The 20,870-nt window shown below is 39.6% G+C and carries 21 protein-coding genes and 2 tRNA genes; all 23 read right to left on the reverse strand.

Features of this window, described 5'->3' with window-relative positions:
- Window positions 1–299: 299 nt before the first annotated feature.
- Window positions 300–1,784 (reverse strand): lysine--tRNA ligase, encoded by a 1,485-nt coding sequence (lysS, locus tag HNR43_RS12745; RefSeq protein ID WP_183244347.1) that lies wholly within the window; start codon window positions 1,782–1,784, stop codon window positions 300–302.
- Window positions 1,785–1,852: 68 nt separating this feature from the next.
- Window positions 1,853–2,854, reverse strand: a complete 1,002-nt coding sequence (dusB, locus tag HNR43_RS12750; RefSeq protein ID WP_183244349.1) for a tRNA dihydrouridine synthase DusB — start codon at window positions 2,852–2,854, stop codon at window positions 1,853–1,855.
- Window positions 2,854–3,390: a 2-amino-4-hydroxy-6-hydroxymethyldihydropteridine diphosphokinase gene (gene folK, locus HNR43_RS12755; RefSeq protein ID WP_183244351.1), complete on the reverse strand. Its 537-nt coding sequence runs from the start codon at window positions 3,388–3,390 to the stop codon at window positions 2,854–2,856. Before folK ends, dusB begins: the two co-directional genes overlap by 1 nt.
- 3 nt (window positions 3,391–3,393) lie before the next feature.
- On the reverse strand, window positions 3,394–3,756 hold the full coding sequence (gene folB / locus HNR43_RS12760) for a dihydroneopterin aldolase (protein ID WP_183244353.1): 363 nt from the start codon (window positions 3,754–3,756) through the stop codon (window positions 3,394–3,396).
- On the reverse strand, window positions 3,746–4,522 hold the full coding sequence (gene folP, locus HNR43_RS12765) for a dihydropteroate synthase (RefSeq protein WP_246346326.1): 777 nt from the start codon (window positions 4,520–4,522) through the stop codon (window positions 3,746–3,748). Before folP ends, folB begins: the two co-directional genes overlap by 11 nt.
- A gap of 56 nt (window positions 4,523–4,578) precedes the next feature.
- Window positions 4,579–5,448, reverse strand: coding sequence for an aminodeoxychorismate lyase (gene pabC, locus HNR43_RS12770; RefSeq protein ID WP_183244357.1), 870 nt, complete (start codon window positions 5,446–5,448; stop codon window positions 4,579–4,581).
- 12 nt (window positions 5,449–5,460) lie between these two features.
- The gene (pabA, locus tag HNR43_RS12775; protein WP_183244359.1) at window positions 5,461–6,030 is read right to left on the reverse strand and encodes an aminodeoxychorismate/anthranilate synthase component II; all 570 of its coding nucleotides are present in this window, start codon (window positions 6,028–6,030) and stop codon (window positions 5,461–5,463) included.
- 5 nt (window positions 6,031–6,035) lie between these two features.
- Entirely contained in the window at window positions 6,036–7,436 is a 1,401-nt protein-coding gene (trpE, locus tag HNR43_RS12780) for an anthranilate synthase component I (RefSeq protein WP_183244440.1), read from the reverse strand.
- Window positions 7,437–7,556: 120 nt separating this feature from the next.
- Complete coding sequence (gene cysK / locus HNR43_RS12785; RefSeq protein ID WP_183244361.1) at window positions 7,557–8,483, reverse strand: cysteine synthase A; 927 nt, start codon at window positions 8,481–8,483, stop codon at window positions 7,557–7,559.
- Between the two features lie 77 nt (window positions 8,484–8,560).
- On the reverse strand, window positions 8,561–9,448 hold the full coding sequence (gene hslO, locus HNR43_RS12790; protein ID WP_183244363.1) for an Hsp33 family molecular chaperone HslO: 888 nt from the start codon (window positions 9,446–9,448) through the stop codon (window positions 8,561–8,563).
- 5 nt (window positions 9,449–9,453) lie between these two features.
- Window positions 9,454–10,227 (reverse strand): type III pantothenate kinase, encoded by a 774-nt coding sequence (locus HNR43_RS12795; protein ID WP_183244365.1) that lies wholly within the window; start codon window positions 10,225–10,227, stop codon window positions 9,454–9,456.
- 99 nt (window positions 10,228–10,326) lie between these two features.
- Window positions 10,327–12,210 carry an ATP-dependent zinc metalloprotease FtsH gene (gene ftsH / locus HNR43_RS12800; RefSeq protein ID WP_183244367.1) on the reverse strand — a complete coding sequence of 628 codons (1,884 nt, stop codon included), beginning with the start codon at window positions 12,208–12,210 and terminating at the stop codon, window positions 10,327–10,329.
- Between the two features lie 86 nt (window positions 12,211–12,296).
- Window positions 12,297–12,842 carry a hypoxanthine phosphoribosyltransferase gene (hpt, locus tag HNR43_RS12805; protein WP_183244369.1) on the reverse strand — a complete coding sequence of 182 codons (546 nt, stop codon included), beginning with the start codon at window positions 12,840–12,842 and terminating at the stop codon, window positions 12,297–12,299.
- Between the two features lie 20 nt (window positions 12,843–12,862).
- Window positions 12,863–14,245 (reverse strand): tRNA lysidine(34) synthetase TilS, encoded by a 1,383-nt coding sequence (tilS, locus tag HNR43_RS12810; RefSeq protein ID WP_183244371.1) that lies wholly within the window; start codon window positions 14,243–14,245, stop codon window positions 12,863–12,865.
- Window positions 14,246–14,378: 133 nt separating this feature from the next.
- Window positions 14,379–15,332: a serine/threonine protein kinase gene (locus HNR43_RS12815; protein WP_183244442.1), complete on the reverse strand. Its 954-nt coding sequence runs from the start codon at window positions 15,330–15,332 to the stop codon at window positions 14,379–14,381.
- On the reverse strand, window positions 15,295–16,074 hold the full coding sequence (locus HNR43_RS12820) for a vWA domain-containing protein (protein WP_183244373.1): 780 nt from the start codon (window positions 16,072–16,074) through the stop codon (window positions 15,295–15,297). Before HNR43_RS12820 ends, HNR43_RS12815 begins: the two co-directional genes overlap by 38 nt.
- Window positions 16,075–16,104: 30 nt before the next feature.
- Entirely contained in the window at window positions 16,105–18,570 is a 2,466-nt protein-coding gene (gene spoIIE, locus HNR43_RS12825) for a stage II sporulation protein E (protein WP_183244375.1), read from the reverse strand.
- A 176-nt stretch (window positions 18,571–18,746) separates the two neighbouring features.
- A tRNA-Glu gene (locus HNR43_RS12830) sits at window positions 18,747–18,818 on the reverse strand.
- A gap of 12 nt (window positions 18,819–18,830) precedes the next feature.
- Window positions 18,831–18,907: transfer RNA gene (locus tag HNR43_RS12835), tRNA-Met, on the reverse strand.
- Between the two features lie 134 nt (window positions 18,908–19,041).
- Window positions 19,042–19,446, reverse strand: a complete 405-nt coding sequence (locus HNR43_RS12840; RefSeq protein WP_183244377.1) for a S1 domain-containing RNA-binding protein — start codon at window positions 19,444–19,446, stop codon at window positions 19,042–19,044.
- A gap of 90 nt (window positions 19,447–19,536) precedes the next feature.
- Window positions 19,537–19,908 (reverse strand): FtsB family cell division protein, encoded by a 372-nt coding sequence (locus tag HNR43_RS12845; protein ID WP_183244379.1) that lies wholly within the window; start codon window positions 19,906–19,908, stop codon window positions 19,537–19,539.
- A 23-nt stretch (window positions 19,909–19,931) separates the two neighbouring features.
- A complete protein-coding gene (yabQ, locus tag HNR43_RS12850) occupies window positions 19,932–20,528 on the reverse strand; it encodes a spore cortex biosynthesis protein YabQ (protein WP_343055792.1) in 597 nt (198 codons plus the stop codon).
- 8 nt (window positions 20,529–20,536) lie between these two features.
- On the reverse strand, window positions 20,537–20,830 hold the full coding sequence (gene yabP / locus HNR43_RS12855; RefSeq protein WP_183244383.1) for a sporulation protein YabP: 294 nt from the start codon (window positions 20,828–20,830) through the stop codon (window positions 20,537–20,539).
- Window positions 20,831–20,870 lie beyond the last annotated feature (40 nt).

Raw genomic sequence — 20,870 nt, forward strand, 5'->3', positions numbered from 1 at the left:
GTTCGTCCTGAGCCAGGATCAAACTCTCCATAGAAAGTTCATATCTCTAGCTTCTTTAACGCTTTTCGCTTCGTTCAGTTTTCAAGGAACATCTCTGCCGCTCTTTGAGCGACTTTTTTAATATAACATCTACTGTTTTTCTTGTCAACAACTTTTTTGTTTTTACATGTTATCTTCAATATATCTTTAATACGGACGCTTAGTAATATACCACATTTCATCATCTTTAAGCAAGATGTTTTTTTATTTTTTTAGAAAAACTGAGTAAGGAAAAACACCTCACCCAGTTTTTCTCAAAATTATTTATGACGCATTTGAGGGAACAACAATACATCGCGGATCGATGGCGAGTTCGTTAACAACATAACAAGACGATCAATACCAATTCCTAATCCGCCTGTTGGAGGCATTCCATATTCTAGCGCTTCAATAAAATCTTCGTCCATCTCATGCGCCTCGTCATTTCCTTGTTCTTTTTCTTTCAATTGTGCCTCAAATCGTTCCCTTTGATCGATTGGGTCATTTAATTCTGTAAATGCATTTGCATGCTCACGTGCAACGATAAATAGTTCAAACCGATCTGTAAAGCGAGGGTCTTCTGGATTTTTCTTTGCCAAAGGCGAAATTTCAACCGGATGACCGTAAATAAATGTCGGTTGAATAAGGTGTTGTTCTACCTTTTGTTCGAAAAATTCGTTTACAATATGGCCAAATGTCATATGCGGAGCTACTTCTACTCCATGCTCTTTTGCTAGTTGACGAGCTTCTTCATCGCTCATATGCTTCCAAAAGTCAACACCAACATACTCTTTAATCGCATCAACCATATGAAGTCGTTTCCATGATGGTGTTAAATCTACTTCATGCTCTCCGTATTGAATTTTTGTCGTTCCAAGCACTTCTTGGGCAATATGCGCAATCATATCCTCTGTTAATTTCATAATATCTGTATAATCAGCATATGCCTCATAAAGCTCAAGCATTGTAAACTCTGGATTATGGCGTGTTGAAATACCCTCATTTCGGAACACACGACCAATTTCATATACTTTTTCTAGTCCACCAACAATTAAACGTTTTAGGTGTAGCTCAATCGCAATACGCATATACAACGTCATATCTAAAGCATTATGATGCGTAATAAATGGACGAGCGGCAGCCCCCCCAGCAATTGAATGCATCATCGGAGTCTCTACTTCTAAATATCCTTTTTGATCTAGATAGCGACGCATCGATTGAATAATTAAACTGCGTGTAATAAATGTTTTTTTACTTTCTGGATTCATAATTAAATCGAGGTAACGTTGGCGATAACGTTGCTCGATATCTTTGAGCCCATGATATTTTTCTGGGAGTGGTCGCAACGATTTTGTTAACATTTCATATGAATGGACCTTAATAGATAATTCCCCTACTTTTGTTTTGAATACTGTTCCTTGGACACCAACAATATCCCCTAAATCTGATGTATCAAAAATTTCATACTGCTCTTCACCAACGTCGTCTTTACGTACATAAATTTGGATTTGTCCCGTTAAATCTTGAATATGCGCAAATCCCGCTTTCCCTTTTCCTCGCTTTGTCATAATGCGACCAGCGATAGAAACATGAATCTGCTTTTCTTCAAGCTCTTCTTTTGATAGATGACCATATAACGTAAACAATTCTTCTGCTTGATGTGTACGCTCGAATCGTTTTCCAAATGGATCGATCCCTTTCTCGCGTAATTTATGTAACTTTTCACGACGAACTAACAGCTGATCATTTAATTCTTCATGCGACATAAGAATTCACTCCAATAACCGTTTATTTTTTAAGAAATACTGCCAGCATAAGCTGCTGACAGTATGTTCTACGATTCTATTGCAACATGATGTTCTTTGGATTCAACTTCTTCGACAAAATTCATCAACAGCGTTACAAGCTCATCACGCGTCTGGCACTCGTTTACCGCATTGCGAACTTTGGCATTTCCACGAATGCCTTTTAAATACCACGCCGCGTGTTTACGCATCTCTTTTACAGCGATATATTCATTTTTCAAAGCAATTAAACGATCCAGATGCAAAATACACACTTCGATTTTTTCACGCACAGACGGTTCCGGAATGAGCTCACCTGTTTCTAAATAACGAACGGTACGATAAATCATCCATGGATTACCGAGAGCAGCACGCCCAATCATCACACCGTCGACACCTGTTTGTTCTAGCATTCGTTTGGCATCTTGAGGAGTCTGCACGTCACCGTTACCGATAACAGGAATGTTAACCGCTTCTTTTACTTGTTTAATGACGTTCCAGTCTGCTTTTCCTTCATACATTTGTACGCGCGTTCGTCCATGAACAGCAACTGCTTGTCCACCTGCCCGTTCTACTGCCTGGGCATTTTCGACAGCATAAATATGATTTTCATCCCAACCGATTCGCATTTTTACTGTGACCGGCTTCTCTACCGCATCGACGACTGCTGCTACCATGTCGTAAATTTTATTTGGATCTAATAGCCATTTTGCTCCTGCATCACATTTTGTGATTTTCGGTACGGGACATCCCATATTAATATCGATAATATCGGCGTTTGTATGTTGATCTACATATTTAGCTGCTTGTACAAGCGTTTCTTTTTCCCCACCAAAGATTTGTAAGCTTAATGGTTTTTCACGTTCATCGATATAAAGCATACCCATCGTCTTCGGGTTATTAAATAAGATCGCTTTATCGCTCACCATCTCCGCACAAACAAGTCCAGCACCAAACTCTTTTACAGTTAGACGAAAAGCCGAATTACATACTCCTGCCATCGGTGCAAGCACGACAGGGTTATTGATTTGTACATTACCGATTTTGAACATTAAACTCCCCCCTTTCTTGAAAGAATAAATAGTTCCGTCACCGCTTCGCGACTCTTCCATATACGAACTCCTTGATCCGATAACTGTTCGACATATGAACGCAAAGACCGTTGAACAGATGGAATAATCAAAGATTCATCTATTTCAAACAACGGGATGAGTACAAACGCCCGTTCAAGCATACGCGGATGTGGAATAATAAGTTGCTCTGTTTCAATATTTTCATGATTATATAGCAAAATGTCAAGGTCTAACGTCCTCGGCCCCCAATGAACATCTCGCTTGCGACCAAACTGTTTTTCAATGTCCATCGTGGCTGCTAACAAAGCAAATGGGGATAACGATGTAGCCACCTTTACAACCATATTTAAAAAACAAGCTTGCTTAACATATCCGACTGGATCTGTTTCATAAATTGAGGATGTCGCTAAAACAGAAATATGTGTATGATCATGTAACGCCATTACCGCTTTGCGCAAATATTCGAAACGATCACCAACATTCGAACCTAATGCAATATACGAAATATGTTTCATTTGTTAACGTCCTCTCGTAATTTCAACCGCCACATATGCATAGTGACCTTTAATCGGTGGATTTGGTTTCGTCACTTTGACAGTGCACGATGACACTGTTGCATACGCGGATAAAATTTGTTCAGCAATGCGTTCCGCGACAGCCTCAATTAATTTAAACGGCTTTCCTTCGACAATATTTTGACATATGTCGTATATATGTGCATAATTGACTGTTTCATTTAAATCATCCGTTATACCAGCTTGCTTTAAATTTGTTTCAATGGTGACATCAACATAAAAACGTTGGCCAAGTTTATTTTCTTCTGGAAACACCCCGTGATATCCATAAAATTCCATTTGTTGAACGTAAATTTTATCGCCCATGCTTTCCCCCTTTTCCAAGCATTGCATCCATCATTTTAGCCATTCTAGCAATCGGTAAAACATCGTGTACACGAACGATGTGCGCCCCTTTTGCAATACCGAGGCAAACCGTCGCTCCCGTTCCCTCTAATCGATCATGTACCGGCAAGTCCAGTACATGCCCGATAAATGATTTTCGCGACGTCCCTAACAAAATGGGATAACGAAGAGCTGCAAGTTCATCTAACCGACGCATCACTTCTAAATTATGCTCTACTGTTTTGGCAAACCCAATACCTGGATCAATAATAATTTGATCATCCCTCACACCAACTTGTTTGACTATATGGATACTTTCTTTTAAATCGTTAATCATATCAGAAATGATATCTTTATAGTTCCGATCGTGACGATTGTGCATTAATACAATTGGCACACCATAATGAACAGCTACTCGAGCCATATTCAAATCTGCTTTCGCTCCCCAAACATCATTAATCATCGTCGCTCCAGCTTCGATGGCTTGTTTGGCTACTTCCGCCTTATACGTATCAATTGAAATTGGCACATCCACTGCTTTAGCGACTGCTTCTACAATTGGGATGACGCGACGCAACTCTTCTTCAAGTGATACTCTTTCAGCTCCAGGACGAGTCGATTCTCCCCCGATATCAATGATGTGTGCTCCTTCAGCCACAAGCTGTTTCGCACGTTCAACAGCTTGTTCTACATGATTATACTTTCCCCCATCAGAAAAGGAGTCAGGGGTAGCATTTAAAATACCCATAATGATCGTTTGTTTTCCCAAATCAAGTTTATGCTTTCCGCAATAAATCACATCGCTCAATTGACGTACTCATCCTTTCTTTCATACCTTGTCCATAAATGTGTGGTAAAAGAGGCGTACGCGCGTTGGAGACGGCTTGTCATTTCCCCAAATTTCCCGGGATATACATCACCGTCTAGCCGACAAACGGGCACGATTTCTTGAATAGAATTTGTTAAAAATATTTCATCAGCTTCTTTGAGTTGTTGTAGCGAATAATATCCTTCTTGCACATCGACTCCCCATGAACGCAACAAGTCGATGACAAACAATCGTGTTACACCGTTTAAAATACCTGTTTCCACCGAAGGAGTGTACACGATGCCTTCTTTTACCCAAAAAACGTTGGAGACAATGCCTTCTGCTACAAATCCTTCTTTTGTAAGAAAAATGCCTTCTATATTTGGTTGATGACCAATTTCTTGTTTACCTAAAATATTGTTTAAATAGTGATGGGACTTTAAACGAATCGATCCTTCCGGTGTATTCCGTCTCACTTGTAATGTTTTACATACCTTTTCTTCTGAAAACATCGGAATCGGTTTCATATACATAATAATCGTCGGATTTGTATACGGTTCTACTTGCAACCCTACATCTCCGATTCCAGCAGATATATTTAAGCGCACATACGCATCACGATAACTGTTTGCCTTTAATAGTTGAGAAAGAATTGGCAACACATCATTTCGGGTGATGGAAAATGAAATATTTAACATATCAAGTCCATTTTGAATACGTGTTAAATGATCATCAAGTAAAAACGGATGTCCATCGTATATACGAAACGTTTCAAACACTCCAAGTCCATACATAAACCCGTGATCAAACGGAGAAATGCGAGCATCTTCTTTTTTTACAATTTGTCCGTTGACATAAATAAACATATATCATCACTTTCATCTGTATATTGTAATAAAGTTTTTAAGAATTTCTAATCCATGCTCCGTCATAATTGATTCTGGGTGAAATTGAACCCCTTCAATTGGTAATGTTTTATGGCGAATAGCCATAATCTCCTCTTCTTCTGTCCATGCAGAAATTTCAAAGCAATCTGGCAACGTCTCTTTTTTTACAATTAACGAGTGATAACGAGTAGCGACAAACGGATTAGGGATGTGAGTAAAAATCGTTTTTCCATCATGAAAAATCGATGATGTTTTGCCATGCATTAAGCGTTCAGCGCGAACCACTTCCCCCCCAAACACTTGTGCAATCGACTGATGACCAAGACATACACCAAAAATCGGGATCTTCCCAGCGAAATATTCAATAGCTTCCATGCTAATACCTGCTTCGTTCGGACTGCATGGGCCAGGTGAAATCATTAAAAAATGCGGTTGAAGTTGTTCAATTTGCGCAATCGTCACCTCATCATTTCGTTTGACAATTAGCTCTTCTCCTAGTTGTCCTAAATATTGAACGAGGTTATACGTAAACGAATCATAATTATCAATCATTAAAATCATTTGGCTCACCTCATGCTTAATTGTACATGCTCTTCTTCGCTCAACTCTTTTGCCTTCCATAAGGCAAACGCTTTCTTCAAACATTCTTTATACTCGTGTTGCGGTTGTGAATCAATGACAATTCCTGCCCCTGCTTGCACATACGCAAGACCATCTTTCGCAATCATTGTCCGAATCGCAATATTTAACTCCATATCACCATTAAACCCGATCCAGCCGATTGAACCTGTGTAAATACCACGTCGAACAGGCTCTAGCTCTTCAATTATTTCCATCGTTCGTACTTTTGGTGCTCCTGTGATCGTCCCACCTGGGAAAACAGCTGGTATAACATCAAATGCATCTTTTCCTGCTGCAAGCTGACCAGAAACATGGGAGACGAGGTGCATGACATGGGAATATTTTTCAATGACCATAAACTCATCTACTTTCACCGTTCCGTACGCACATACACGCCCAAGGTCATTCCGCTCTAGATCAACAAGCATTAAATGTTCGGCTCGCTCTTTTTCATTTGCTAGTAATGATTGGGCAATTTGATCATCTTCTTGAATCGTTTTACCGCGCGAGCGCGTTCCTGCAATCGGGCGCGTACTTACATACTCACCTTTCTTTTTCACAAGTAGCTCCGGAGAACCGCTTACGATTTGAAATTCAGGGAAATGCATATATGCCATATACGGCGATGGATTTAATGTGCGTAATTTCTCATAAATCGTAAACGGATGTGTGAGTAATCGTTTCGATTGTCGTACAGACAAGTTCACTTGAAAAACATCACCTTGCGCAATATATGACCGCACTTTTTCGACAGCTTTCATAAACTGTTCTTCGCTCATTGAAACTGTTTCTTCTTTTTCGTAGTTCGGAATAAACGGACGTGGAACGTCGGAAACGTCGGTTGTCCATAGTTGCTCGTATCGCTCGAGACGTTCGTTTGCTTGTTGTTCTTCCCCTTCTACATAATGAGTAATGAAATAAAGAGAAGATTCATGATGATCATATACGAACACATCATTAAATACTAAAAAATACAAATCGGGCATATTTAAATCATCGCATGCAATGGAAGGAAGATTTTCAATATAACGAGCGCAATCGTAACTAATGTAGCCAATGGCTCCACCTTGAAAATCGGGCCCTTCTTCTAACTTGTCTGTTTTCCATTGATTGAACCATTTTTTTAACGATTGCAATATATTCCCTTCGAATGTCTCATTACGATGCTTTTGCCATACTGTTAATTTGTCGTCTTTACCGATGACCACTGCAAATGGTTGCAAACCGACTATGCTATATCGACCATCTCGCCCGCTCTCAAGCAAAACATGGTGCAACTGTTGTCGCGATAAAGCTTTATATTGTGAAAACCAATCATGTTGTGCGTATGTGACCTTTTTGATCATTGCTCTTCGCCTTTGCTTGCTCAAAGATGTCACTCCTCTCCATCAGTCCATACGCTTATTGTACAACGAACATATAGAAACAATCACGAAAAAAAATTCGGCAAGAATGCTCTTGCCGAATTATTCCTCAAACTGATACAATGGTGTGCTTAAATAACGTTCACCGTTACTCGGGATAATAGCTAATACTTTCTTTCCTTTTCCTAATTTTTTCGCTACTTGCAACGCGACATGAATCGCTGCACCCGATGAAATCCCTCCTAAAATACCTTCTTGGCGAGCGGCTAGACGGGCGGCAGCAAATGCTTCTTCTGTCTTTACAGTAATGACCTCATCATAAATGGATGTATTTAAAATATCCGGGACGAAGCCTGCTCCAATTCCTTGGATTTTATGTGGACCTGGCTTTCCACCAGAAAGCACAGGAGAATCGGCTGGTTCAACGGCATAAATTTTAATGTTTGGATAAGTTTGACGCAACACTTCTCCAGCTCCTGTAATTGTTCCGCCTGTTCCGATTCCGGCCACAAATGCATCGAGTTGATCGCCCATTTGCTCAACAATTTCTTTTCCTGTTGTTAAACGATGCACTTCTGGGTTCGCTTCGTTTTTAAATTGTTGGGGCATAAAATAGCCGTGCTCTTGTGCGAGCTGTTCCGCCTTTTGAATCGCTCCACGCATTCCTTCGCTTCCTGGTGTTAAAACAAGCTCTGCGCCGTAAGCACGAAGCAAGTTGCGGCGCTCCAAACTCATCGTATCAGGCATAACAAAAATGGCTTTATATCCTTTTGCAGCAGCAACCATCGCCAAACCAATTCCCGTATTTCCACTCGTCGGTTCAATGATTGTGTCACCTGGGTGAATTTTTCCTGCTTTCTCGGCTGCTTCAATCATCGCCAACGCAATACGGTCTTTCACGCTGCTTCCTGGGTTCATAAACTCTAGCTTTAAATATACATCTGCACTATCTTCATCAACGATACGATTTAACTTTACTACTGGCGTTTGACCAATTAACTCTGTAATAGATTGTACTACACGTGCCATTTTAACCACCTCTAATCCCGAGTATTTTTATAGAATTTGTAACCAATTTATCAGTTATTTTCGAAATTGTCAATCATTTATTTTTGTTTTGCTAACTTTTTTAATTCTTCGAGATCTTCAGCAGAGAATGTATATGTTTCATTACAGAAATGACAAGACGCCTCGGCTTTTCCTTCTTCATCAATCATTTGTTGAATTTCTTTCGCCCCTAAGCTAATGATCGCATCCGCTACACGCTCACGTGAACAACGACAAACGAATGATACAGGCATCGTTTCAAGAATTTTTACATTTTGTTCCCCACCGAGTAACGCATATAAAATTTGTTCTGGTGTTAAACCACCTTCAATCATTTTTGAAATCGGTGGAATGGCAGCCAAATTTTTTTCAATATGTGCAATTGTTTTTTCTTCTGTGCCTGGCATGAGTTGCAAAATAAAGCCACCGGCCGCTAATATCGTATAATCCGGATTGACCAGCACACCAACCCCAACCGATGATGGCGTTTGTTCAGAGGAAACGAAATAGTATGTAAAATCCTCACCAAGCTCTCCAGATACAAGCGGAACTTGCCCTGTAAAATAGTCACGTAATCCTAAGTCTTTTACAACGGTTAACGTTCCATTCGTTCCAACTGCTCGGGCAACATCCAGCTTTCCGTTTGCATTTAATTCAAAATGAACATGCGGATTAGATACATAACCACGTACATGACCTTTGGCGTTGCTATCAACGAGAATGTGCCCAATAGGTCCCCCACCTTCAATTTTAATTGTAATTTGGCTATCGCCTTTTAACATTGCCCCCATCATCACACCCGCTGTCATTGCACGACCTAGTGCCGCAGATGCTGTTGGCCACGTTTGATGTCTTCTCTGCGCCTCCCGTACTGTTTCTGTTGTGCGCACAGCATATGCACGCACTTGACCATCGTATGCTAGCGCTTTTACTAAATAATCTGCCATCACTGTCACTCACCTTTCTTGTTTCGCTCATATAACAATTGTAGTCCTTTTAACGTCAAAAATGGATCGACAATATCAATGACATTCGATTCATGAGCAATTAAAGATGCTAACCCACCTGTTGCAATAACCTTCGGAGGAACGACACTTTTTTCTTTCATTCGTGACACAATTCCTTCCACTTGCCCGACATATCCATATAAAATGCCTGCTTGCATCGCACTAACCGTATTTTTTCCAATAATGTCATCTGGACGGGCAATTTCAATACGTGGAAGTTTAGCGGCTCGAGAGTAAAGCGCTTCCGTAGAAATCGTAATCCCTGGTGCAATAGCTCCTCCCATATATTGCTTATGTTCATTAATATAGCAGTATGTTGTCGCAGTACCGAAATCAACAATAATGAGCGGTGCACCGTACAAATGAATGCCTGCTACCGCATTAACGATTCGGTCCGCTCCGACTTCTTTTGGGTTGTCGTACTTAATGTTCAACCCTGTTTTAATGCCAGGACCTACAATAAGCGGCTTAATATGAAAATATTTTGTACACATGCGCTCTAATGCAAACATAATTGGCGGCACAACAGAAGAAATAATAATGCCATCAATGTCAGAAAAACGCAAGCCGACATCTTGCAATAACATTTTGATCATCATTCCATATTCATCTTCTGTTTTGCTTCGACTCGTTTCAATGCGCCAATGAAACTTGAGCTCATCCCCATCATATACACCTAATACTGTGTTTGTGTTTCCAACGTCTAATACAAAAATCATCACTCATCCCCACTTTTTCACAATTTGTCCTTTTTTCATCATATCATAATCGTTTAACCCGACGGTAAAAAAAGATGCCTCTTATAAAAAGAGACACCTTTATTCTTCTTTTTTCGTTTGAATATTTACTTTTACTTCTTCTTGTTTGTTGTCATTCCGACTTGGTAACGTACCATGTTCAAACAAATGTTTAATTTGTTCGGCATCGAGTGTTTCCACTTCAAGCAACGTATTGGCAATCAATTCTAATTTATCGCGGTTTTCTGTTAGTAAACGTCTTGCTTTTTCGTAACATTCTTTAATAATGCGTTGCATCTCAAGATCAATTTCATATGCGATTTGGTCGCTGTAATTTTGTTCATTATGCAAATCTCGACCTAAAAACACTTGACCATGGGACTGACCAAACTGCATTGGTCCAAGCTTATCACTCATTCCAAACTCTGTAACCATGCGTCGGGCAATACTTGTTGCGCGTTGGAAGTCATTATGCGCTCCTGTACTTACTTCGCCAAATACGATTTCCTCAGCCACACGTCCGCCAAGAAGCCCTGTAATTTTATCAAGCAACTCTGGTTTCGTCATAAAATAACGGTCTTCTTTCGGTAACATGACCGCATATCCACCAGCTTGACCACGTGGCACAATCGTTACTTTATGGACCATTTCCGCATCCGCAAGCACCATACCAATGACAGTATGACCCGCTTCATGATAAGCGACAATTTTTCGCTCTTTTTCAGAAATAACGCGACTTTTCTTAGCAGGACCAGCAATGACGCGATCCGTTGCTTCATCAATATCGCTCATATCAATTTTTTTCTTGTTGCGCCGAGCAGCAACAAGCGCAGCCTCATTCAATAAGTTTTCTAAATCCGCACCAGAAAAACCAGGCGTGCGCATCGCAATCGCTTTTAAATCTACTGACTCATCGAGCGGCTTGTTGCGTGCATGCACACGAAGAACAGCTTCGCGACCTTTCACATCTGGACGGTCAACTGTAATTTGTCGGTCAAAACGACCTGGACGTAAAAGGGCAGGGTCTAAGATGTCAGGACGGTTTGTCGCAGCGATAATGATAATTCCTTCGTTTCCGCTGAATCCATCCATTTCAACGAGCAATTGGTTTAAGGTTTGCTCTCGTTCATCGTGTCCTCCACCTAAACCAGCACCACGTTGACGTCCAACCGCATCAATTTCATCAATAAAAATAATACAAGGAGCATTTTTCTTCGCTGTTTCAAATAAATCACGTACACGCGAAGCACCAACACCGACAAACATTTCAACAAAATCTGAACCGCTGATGGAGAAAAACGGAACACCAGCTTCTCCAGCAACCGCCCTCGCTAGTAACGTTTTTCCCGTTCCAGGTGGTCCGACGAGAAGAACACCTTTTGGAATGCGAGCTCCGAGTTCGACAAACTTACGAGGATCTTTTAGAAACTCGACAATTTCAACAAGTTCTTGTTTTTCTTCATCCGCACCAGCAACGTCTTTAAAGCGAACACGTTTCTTATCTTCGTTATACAATTTCGCACGGCTTTTGCCAAAATTCATGACCCGACTGCCGCCGCCTTGCGCTTGGTTTAGTAAAAAGAAGAACAAAATAAAAATGATGATAAACGGAATAATGGACGTAAAAAACGTCACCCATCCGCTCGTTTCATCCGCAGGCAACACTTCTACTTTTGCCTGTTTTGCCGCTTCATCAATTCGTTGAAGGACTTGCGGGCTGTTGGCTACGTAAGTTGTAAAAAACTGTCCTTCTGCGTACGTTTTGAGTTGTCCACGAATTTCATAAACTCCTCGCTCTGGCTTCAACGAGACATACTTTACATCACCGTTTTCTAGATGAGTAATGAATGCATCGTACGTCATCCTCTCCGCTCGTTGATTGCCGCCATTCAAAAAGCTAACAACACCAATGACGACAAGAAAAATAAGCAAGTAAAAGATTGTATTACGGAAAATGCGGTTCATCTCCTACCTCCTCCCACACTTAAAACACGCTATAGTCAATAGTATCATAGAAAAACGTTCCAAAACAAACGATGTGCATGAAAAAATTATTTGCTGTACACTTCTGGTTTTAACACACCGATGTACGGAAGATTTCGGTATTTCTCACAATAGTCTAACCCATAACCGACAACGAATTCATCCGGAACGATAAAACCGACATAGTCTGCCTCAATATTCGCTTTTCGACCAGACGGTTTATCAAGCAAAGTTACAATTTTAATCGATTTTGCTTTGCGATAACGGAATAAATCCGCTAAATAGCTTAACGTTAAGCCGCTATCAATAATATCTTCAATAATGAGTACGTCGCGACCTTCAACGGATGTGTTTAAATCTTTTAAAATTTTGACTTCTCCTGATGATACCGTTGCATTTCCATAGCTTGATACATCCATGAAATCAATTTCTAAATATGTATCTACATGCTTAATTAAATCTGCCATAAACGGCATTGCGCCTTTTAGTACGCCAACCGCAAGTGGAAAACGCCCTTCATATTCTTTCGTCAATAATGCTCCCAACTCTTTTACCTTTTGTTGAATTTGTTCTTCTGTAATTAAAACTTTTTCCATATCTTGATGCATACCCATATTCTTTCCTCCTACATCATTCATTGCTTTTTATAGTGTAATACAATATAGCGATTTTTTGTAATATTTGTTGCTGTATAAGCTGATTTTTTTACACCCGGAATCCATATAATGTTTCCGTTTGCATCTTCGACGATTGGCCATTGTGCCCGCTCGCTCGCTGGAATTTTTTCATCAATAAAAATACGCGATACTTTTTTCGGATGCTCCATTCCTTTCACTTTCATACGATCTCCATGATTTCGCGTTCGTACGCGAAGGGGTAGCCTCAACTGGTCAGCATCAAATACAACATAATCATCGCCTTCAACGAAAGGATAGTGATCAACCAACTGACTGATTAGTTGACATCCATTTGGTAATATGAGCGTATCAGGAACATGGAAAAGAAATTCATATTCACTCGTTTGTTCCTGTTGAAACGTAAATATACACACCTCATATTGACGAATAACTTTTAATCCGTTTGGAAAATGAAGCACACCTGAAGGATGTTGCCGCTTTAAAAATTGTAACGCCTGATTTATATGTATAGAAGACAATGACGATGGGACATTCCCATAAAGATAGTTTAATATTAGTTGAATCCCTCGTCTTTGTAAAGGTTTTGGCATGCTCATAAACGAAAGGATATCTATACGGACACATCCTTCTTTTTGATCGGCAACATGTTTCAACTTTTCTTTTGTCAATTGTTCTAAAAACGCTTCATCTTCGCTCATCATCTCGCTAAACTGTTGAATATGTTCATGGGCGCGAATGTTTTCCTTTTTAAGAAAAGGCAAAACGAAATGACGAAAACGGTTGCGCGTGTAATCGTCCTTTTCGTTGCTCGGATCGTGCCGAGCATGCAATCCATTTTGTCGACAATACTGTTCAATTTGCCTTCGATCGATGCATAAAAACGGTCGAACGATATAGCCACTGCCAAACGGGCGCTTTACGGGTATCCCTGCGTATCCTCTTGTCGTACTTCCGCGTACTAATCGCATAAGCACCGTTTCAATTTGATCATCACCGTGATGACCTAAAGCAACGTAATGCGCATGATATTTCGACATCACTTGCTTAAAGAAAGTATAGCGACAGTCACGCGCTGCCTCTTGCACACCTTTTCCTGTTTGCTCTATATATACCGGGACGTTCAGTTGTGTTGCCTCACATATAATACTGCGTTGTTCGCAAAAATGTTTCACAAAATACATATCTTCTTCTGATTGTTTTCCTCGCAACATATGGTCGACATGTGCGGCAACAAGTTGAATATCGTAACGTTCCTTTTGGCTCCATAAAAAATGAAGCAATGCTAACGAGTCAGGACCTCCTGACACGCCAACAACAACAGTTGTACCACGCTCAAGCAATTGATGCTTTTCGATAAATTCATGCACGACTTCTAGCATACTCTCCCTCTTAGTAACGTCGTTTTTTACAATCGTACCATATCTTATTGTTCACACTCAAAGCGAATGCAAATAAGGAACCTGTCTTTTTTTCTCCTTTTCTCCCACAAACATTTTACTCATACCGAAAAAATTAAAGAATTTGAACATACAAATAAACAACATACATAAATAAAAGGCAAACAAACAAGAACATCGTCTCTAATAAACGAAATTTTTTCTTTCCTTTTACGCGCACCGTTCTCCCTTCTCGTTTTTCTTTCTGCTCAGTTGGCTGTTGCATACATTGCAGCAAATCTTTCCTCATTTCATGGGCGCAAGTATACTTCCCATCTAATGCACGCCATAATATTTTCTCATGTTTTTTTAAATAAGGATGAGAGGAGATCATAAGCTGTAGCTGCTCCCGCCCATTTTCTTTTCTTTCAAACCGTTTGGGATAGCACATGTTCATCATAATCATCGCAACTGCAAATAAATCATACGAAGGCTCAGCTTTTCTTGTTCCCATGCCCCAATAACCTCGATCAAAAAACTCTGTAAATTCTTTAATCGCTCGCCCACGAATTGTCGTGCCACCTACATCGATTAATCTTACTTTTGGGACCGCACCAGAAACAATTAAATTGTCTGGTTTTAAATCACCAAACACCCATCCTTTTTCATGTAATTTATGCAAATCGCCTAGTAGCTGTAATATAATAACAATCATCCATTCTTTCCCACGTTTCTGAATAAAAGTTAACAAATCATCCCCTTCAATATATTCCATTACATAAAATGAATAAATCTTTTTTTCATGTGGATGAAGCCAATCGTCTACGTCTAATAAACAAGGCCCGAGGGCAATTCCCTGGACCTCCGAAAATCGTTTTAATACGTTTACCTCTGACATCATGGTCGTTGCTTCGTTACTTATCTTCAGCGCCACAAACGCTCGCCCTTCTTTCGCTAAATAAACAACGCCATTCGCCCCTTTACCGAGCGGTTTTATAATTTCATAGCGACGTTTATGCCACTTCCCTTGTATAACCGTCCCCGTTCGAATGTTACATAGATTGTTCGATGTATACATCGTCATCACCATCACGGGTAAATAAACTTTTTAATGAACGTCTTTTTTGGAATTGTTGTACCGCTTCGCGAATGGCTGGACCGGTTGGCGTAATACCACCAGATGTTAGTTTTGGAAATACACTTGAAATTGACTCCATTTTTGGCGTCCAATCTAAAATGCGATCCACCTCTCCCTTTTTCCCGGGAAATACAAAAACAGAAAATTCATTATTTCCCAAACGAGCATTTAAACTAATAGATAAATCTAATAACGCCTCTTTTACTGTTTGTAACTTTGTCTTCATACTTCCGCTTGTGTCTACTAATATTAAAACTTGTAAGTTAACGGTTTCCCCTAATTCTTCAACAACTTCAATCACTTCCCCTCTTTTTTCTGGCGGAAGCTGATCAATTGAAGCCTGGGAGCCTAAAATTTGTTTCAATTCTTGATTAATAACACCTTGCAACGTCTGTGTCATCGCTTTTCTTGTTACCATCTGTACGGTTTGCGATAATTGTTTAGCATATACGACTTGACTAATTCCACCACCCGATTGAGCAATGCCTTCAATTTCACGTAGTCCTTGCTCATCAATAATATCTTGGTCAAGAACCCCGATTACATTAACTGTAATCCCTTGTTCTTTTGCTAATGCCGCCATAGCAATTGGATCCTCACCTTGATTAGAACAACCATCTGTAATTAATAAAATTTGTCGCAACGTTCCTTTTCGCATACGTTCATCCCCTCCGAAAAAATAGTATATTCCCATCATCGACGCTCAGAGGGGATTTTATACCTTTTATTTCATATATTGATACGCTGGAATGACTGCCCATTTCGGTGTGTTATGTTTAATACGTGCCACAACGATTGTCATATCATCTTCAATTTCCCCACCATTAACACGGATTACTTCTTCTAAAAGCAATTCAGATACTTCTTGCGGATCATTTGTCTTTAATTCTTTAATTTTTCGTTTCATCCATACATCATGGTTCTCAATGTGGGAAACACCGTCAAAAATACCATCGCTCATCATAATAAGCAAATCGCCTGCTTTTAATTGTTCCTCAATCATCTCAAACTCTACCCCAGTAATAATTCCTATCGGCAAATTGCTCGACTCGATTTTCATGACGTTGCTTCCTCGTTTAATAAAGCTTGGCGATGAACCGACTTTTAAAAATTTTGTTGTCGCATTTTGCAAATCAACAATCGCTAAATCTAGCGTTGAAAAAATTTCTTCTGTCGTTCGCAAAGCTAAAATGGAGTTGATAGATTTAATTGCAATTCTTTCTTCAATCCCTGATTGTAAAATTTTTTGTAATAGTTTGAGCGTTTCTTTACTCTCATAATGTGCTCGTTCACCATTTCCCATCCCATCACTAATAGCTAACGCATATTTTCCACCGCCAATTTCCATCATCGCATAACTGTCACCCGAGATAAAACCTCCGCCCTTTGCAACATATGCAACACCTGTATCAATGACAAACGCTTTCGAAGAACTAAACGCAACACGACAATCCCCATTTGGATAGACAGAACAATCTTCTTTTTTTACAATGATTGTCTCACCTAAAATGTCAGATAGCATCGGTGCGATAAGCTTCTCACATTCTCCCCTTCCATCGCAATATGGAATGACCATCTCAATGTCAACACTTCCTTTGTCTAAACTATAAATTTCTACATCGTTCACATCAACACCGAATTGTTGAAGAGCGTGCAAAATTTGTTCTTCTTGCACATAATAATTTTCACGCTCTTTTTGGATTTCTTTAGCGAAATCTTCCATTACTTGCGACACACCTAATAACTGTTCGGCCACAAGCCTTCTACTTTCTTTCATTTGTTGCTTTAATTTTTTATTTGCTTTATAAAATGACACATCTTTCTCAATGATCTGAACAACTTTATTTGCTTTCACACAATGTTTATTCCATTCACGAAGCAACTTTGCGTTCGTCATTTGATCATTTTCACTCGTCTCTTGCATAATTTTCTTCATGTAATCATATGTTTTATCAAAGTGGTTCAGCCAACATTGATCTTTCTTAAAACATGTTTGACATGTTTTAGCAGCAACATCACTTAAAAAATAATCAATTTCACGTTCTTCCTCTTCTTCATGTGTTAGCACACCATATGAAGAAAAACTTTTCGATAATGCTTGAAACACATGAGAAAATTGCTCAACTCGCTGAGCGGTGACATCGCGAATTTTCCGCACATATTGTTGTTGCTCATTCGTATGTTCAACCGTTCCTGGCACATATTTGGCCATCTTGCTCGTTAACGAGTGTGGAGTCATAAGAAAAAGTAAAACGGCTAATAGCGACTCTACGATGTTGGGGACAATGTCCGCTACTCCCTGACTGTAGAGAGCAATTAACAATGTTGCAACGACGAGACCAAACGAAACACCTAACTTCCTCCCCTCTTTCAAAAGGCCACCAAGCAACCCAGCGAACGCAAGCAAGCTCATTTGGTATAAATTCGATACGTTCGCTAAACTTAAAATGAGACCTGTAACGACACCAACAGTTGAACCAACAGTCGCACCAGCGACAAAAGCAAACAACAACAATAAATAGCGCGAGGCAACATGTTCTAACGAAAGATCATAAATCGACCAACCAACCATTCCGGTCAACATCGAAGAAATGAGGATGACAAAAGAAATAACTTCTTCTGGTTTTAACGTTTGTTTATACTTTTGATGATCAAACAACGGAACACTTTGCAAAAAAATGAGCGTTAAAATAGAGGCGAGACCTCCTTCAATAAACATCGTCATTCCCTCATATAGCGTCCATTCATAATCCCACGCATAAATCATACCCATTTTCGCAAAAATGGAGGCAAAAAATACGACAACAGGCAATCTTTTTGGTAGAGCATCAATCCAGAAAAACAGCCGATAGAAAATAAGAAACATCACGATCGAAGCAACGATAAATAAAGAAGTGTAAAAAGAAACGGTCAACGATCCTGCGAATAAAGCAATAAACACAAATCCTAACTTATCGCGTCGAAGTAAATAAATTGCTGCGAAAAAAGGTAAAGCAAACGGTGTCATCTTTGTTAAAATGAGAGCTCGTCCAAGTAAAAAACCGATAACTAAAAATAAAAAACCTTGTTGAAATAATAAGTGACCTAAACGAACTGCAAACCGTTGAAACCATTGCGAGACGGTCGTTTTCGTTCCACTTAAAGGTACTTCCGCCATTTGATTGACTAACTTCCGTTCCAATCTCTCCATGTTCATCCTCTCCCCTTTTCCATATATCCGTCTATTACTTGATATTATACAGACTGAATTATCAAAATTTTGTCAAAAAAAGAAGATGAATAACATAAATTTTTCGACGGAATACCACAAAAAATGGCTTATATAAACAAAAAAACACCAATTTCATGACGAAATTGGTGTTTTTATGACCCGTACGGGATTCGAACCCGTGTTACCGCCGTGAAAGGGCGGTGTCTTAACCACTTGACCAACGGGCCGTTTATGCAATTTGGTAGCGGCGGAGGGAATCGAACCCCCGACCTTACGGGTATGAACCGTACGCTCTAGCCAGCTGAGCTACGCCGCCACGCAACGACATTTGTAATGTTACTACGTTTCTCCGATAAAGTCAATAGTTTTTTCATAAAATCCAAACGAAAAAGCATCCACTTACGAAATGGATGCTTATATAAACTGCCTCATGTCTTATTCGGCAGCAAGTTAACCACGTCGAGCACCACGACCTCCTCGTTTCGATTCGGTATGGCGTTTAAGGGATGCTAAACGATCTTCACTTTCTTTTAAGAAACGGCTAATTTTCTGCTCAAAGCTTTCTTTTGAAGCGCGATCTGAAGCGCGATCGTTTCCTTTATTGCGCGGACGTGAAGCCTGTTCCTTTGCCTTTTTGATCGATAAGCCGATTTTTCCATCCTTCTCAACATTAATGACACGAACTTCGACAACATCGCCGACTTTAAGATGTTCGTTGATGTCTTTTACGTAGCTGTCAGCTACTTCACTAATGTGCACTAAGCCTGTCGCGCCTTCTGGTAACTCAACAAACGCTCCGAATTTTGTAATGCCCGTTACTTTTCCCTGTAACTTGCTGCCTACTTCAATTGACATAAAAAAAGTGCTCCTCCTTAAAATCTGAAAAATCGTTTCTTTCATTATACATAATGAAAAAAACAAGTGTCAATAAGCCTTCTGCCCATCCTACTCCTCAGGAGTAATAAAAATAATTTCTCCTTCTTTCGACAAAAAATATTGCTTTCGAGCCAATTCGGCAATATATTTATCATCGTTTAATTTTTTGATTTCCTCTTTCAATTTTTTCTCATCCTGTTGCAACGTGCGTAACTTTTCTTCTAACTGTTCTTTCGTTTTTAGTTGCCCATCAATCGCAGAAGACTGTGCCATCATCGTATATAAAAATAGCGAAGAAGCGGCTAACACCATTGTTACCACAATACTAAAACGAATAACTTTCTTTTTACGCCGTTGCGCCTTTTTATGTTCTTGTTTTTCTTGTTGAATGACATACGACGTTTGTATTTTTTTTACTTTACTTCTCTGTGGGGCGCCCATGTTTTTCACCGCTCCTTCTTTAATTACCCTTTTTTTCTAAACATATTCGCTATTCTCAAAAAAACCCCTTTTCCAATACGAAAAAAACGAACAACCGTTGCTTGAAAGCGAAACGGGGTTTTTCCCCAAGCGAAACGTCCGATCCATATAAATGGTTGCAATAAAAATCGTGTACATCCATAGATCACTTTATATAAAATTTTACCAACTAACAAAACAACATGACAAGTAGTGATGAATAAAAAAACAAAAAAACGGTAAAGAAGTCGGAGCGGAAGTATGATGGTATAATAAAACATTCGGACGATTAGACGATATAACGTTACGAAGATGTGAATAATTTTTTGCAACAAACGAACGTACATACGTTGAAATAAAGCCTGATAAGCGGCATATCCGCATAATATAGTAAAAAAAATGTACAAGCGAACTTGCCCGTTATTAATGACTAATAATGTGTAAAATACATACAACGCTTGCACGACCCAAAAAAGAATGTCTGCAATCCATACGATGAGCCGATGACGCTCGGAACGATTGAATATATGCGCGTATGTGTCAAAAGATGCCCCAATGATCATTCCGGTTCCGATCATCGCAAGCAAAGTCGTAAATTGCACATGCAAACTCATTTAAACAACTTGCTAAAGAATCCTTTAGCCTTCTCCGTATGATGTTCATCTAAATAAATAATTTCAAAAATTTTACCTTTAATCGAAACAATTCCCTTGTCCACATCTAAGTTTTTCATTTGTAAATTTTGTCCTTTTACAGACAAAAAACCCATAACTGTTTCCAGTAAAAATTCTTCATTATCGAAACTTTCTACTTGTTTTACACCGGTAATTTCTAACGTGCGCCGACTGCGCATGATAATGTCGTGTTCTTGAATCGGCCCTTTATTCCCCATATTTTGAGTCATCAACGTCTCCCCCTCACAACGATCGTTTGTACAAGTGTAT

The sequence above is a fragment of the Anoxybacillus mongoliensis genome (genome assembly GCF_014201515.1).
Taxonomy (GTDB): domain Bacteria; phylum Bacillota; class Bacilli; order Bacillales; family Anoxybacillaceae; genus Anoxybacillus; species Anoxybacillus mongoliensis.

Excerpts from the sequence above, each read along its gene's own strand:
- HNR43_RS12840 (WP_183244377.1), bottom strand. The coding sequence starts at position 19,446 with ATGTCAATTGAAGTAGGCAGCAAGTTACAGGGAAAAGTAACGGGCATT.
- HNR43_RS12795 (WP_183244365.1), bottom strand. The coding sequence starts at position 10,227 with ATGATTTTTGTATTAGACGTTGGAAACACAAACACAGTATTAGGTGTA.
- pabA (WP_183244359.1), bottom strand. The coding sequence starts at position 6,030 with ATGATTTTAATGATTGATAATTATGATTCGTTTACGTATAACCTCGTT.
- lysS (WP_183244347.1), bottom strand. The coding sequence starts at position 1,784 with ATGTCGCATGAAGAATTAAATGATCAGCTGTTAGTTCGTCGTGAAAAG.
- tilS (WP_183244371.1), bottom strand. The coding sequence starts at position 14,245 with ATGCTAGAAGTCGTGCATGAATTTATCGAAAAGCATCAATTGCTTGAG.
- folB (WP_183244353.1), bottom strand. The coding sequence starts at position 3,756 with ATGGGCGATAAAATTTACGTTCAACAAATGGAATTTTATGGATATCAC.
- cysK (WP_183244361.1), bottom strand. The coding sequence starts at position 8,483 with ATGGCACGTGTAGTACAATCTATTACAGAGTTAATTGGTCAAACGCCA.
- folP (WP_246346326.1), bottom strand. The coding sequence starts at position 4,522 with ATGGGTATTTTAAATGCTACCCCTGACTCCTTTTCTGATGGGGGAAAG.
- hslO (WP_183244363.1), bottom strand. The coding sequence starts at position 9,448 with ATGGCAGATTATTTAGTAAAAGCGCTAGCATACGATGGTCAAGTGCGT.
- spoIIE (WP_183244375.1), bottom strand. The coding sequence starts at position 18,570 with ATGGAGAGATTGGAACGGAAGTTAGTCAATCAAATGGCGGAAGTACCT.
- dusB (WP_183244349.1), bottom strand. The coding sequence starts at position 2,854 with ATGTTCAAAATCGGTAATGTACAAATCAATAACCCTGTCGTGCTTGCA.
- HNR43_RS12845 (WP_183244379.1), bottom strand. The coding sequence starts at position 19,908 with ATGGGCGCCCCACAGAGAAGTAAAGTAAAAAAAATACAAACGTCGTAT.
- yabP (WP_183244383.1), bottom strand. The coding sequence starts at position 20,830 with ATGACTCAAAATATGGGGAATAAAGGGCCGATTCAAGAACACGACATT.
- HNR43_RS12815 (WP_183244442.1), bottom strand. The coding sequence starts at position 15,332 with ATGGTGATGACGATGTATACATCGAACAATCTATGTAACATTCGAACG.
- ftsH (WP_183244367.1), bottom strand. The coding sequence starts at position 12,210 with ATGAACCGCATTTTCCGTAATACAATCTTTTACTTGCTTATTTTTCTT.
- folK (WP_183244351.1), bottom strand. The coding sequence starts at position 3,390 with ATGAAACATATTTCGTATATTGCATTAGGTTCGAATGTTGGTGATCGT.
- trpE (WP_183244440.1), bottom strand. The coding sequence starts at position 7,436 with ATGATCAAAAAGGTCACATACGCACAACATGATTGGTTTTCACAATAT.
- hpt (WP_183244369.1), bottom strand. The coding sequence starts at position 12,842 with ATGGGTATGCATCAAGATATGGAAAAAGTTTTAATTACAGAAGAACAA.
- HNR43_RS12820 (WP_183244373.1), bottom strand. The coding sequence starts at position 16,074 with ATGGGAATATACTATTTTTTCGGAGGGGATGAACGTATGCGAAAAGGA.
- pabC (WP_183244357.1), bottom strand. The coding sequence starts at position 5,448 with ATGTTTATTTATGTCAACGGACAAATTGTAAAAAAAGAAGATGCTCGC.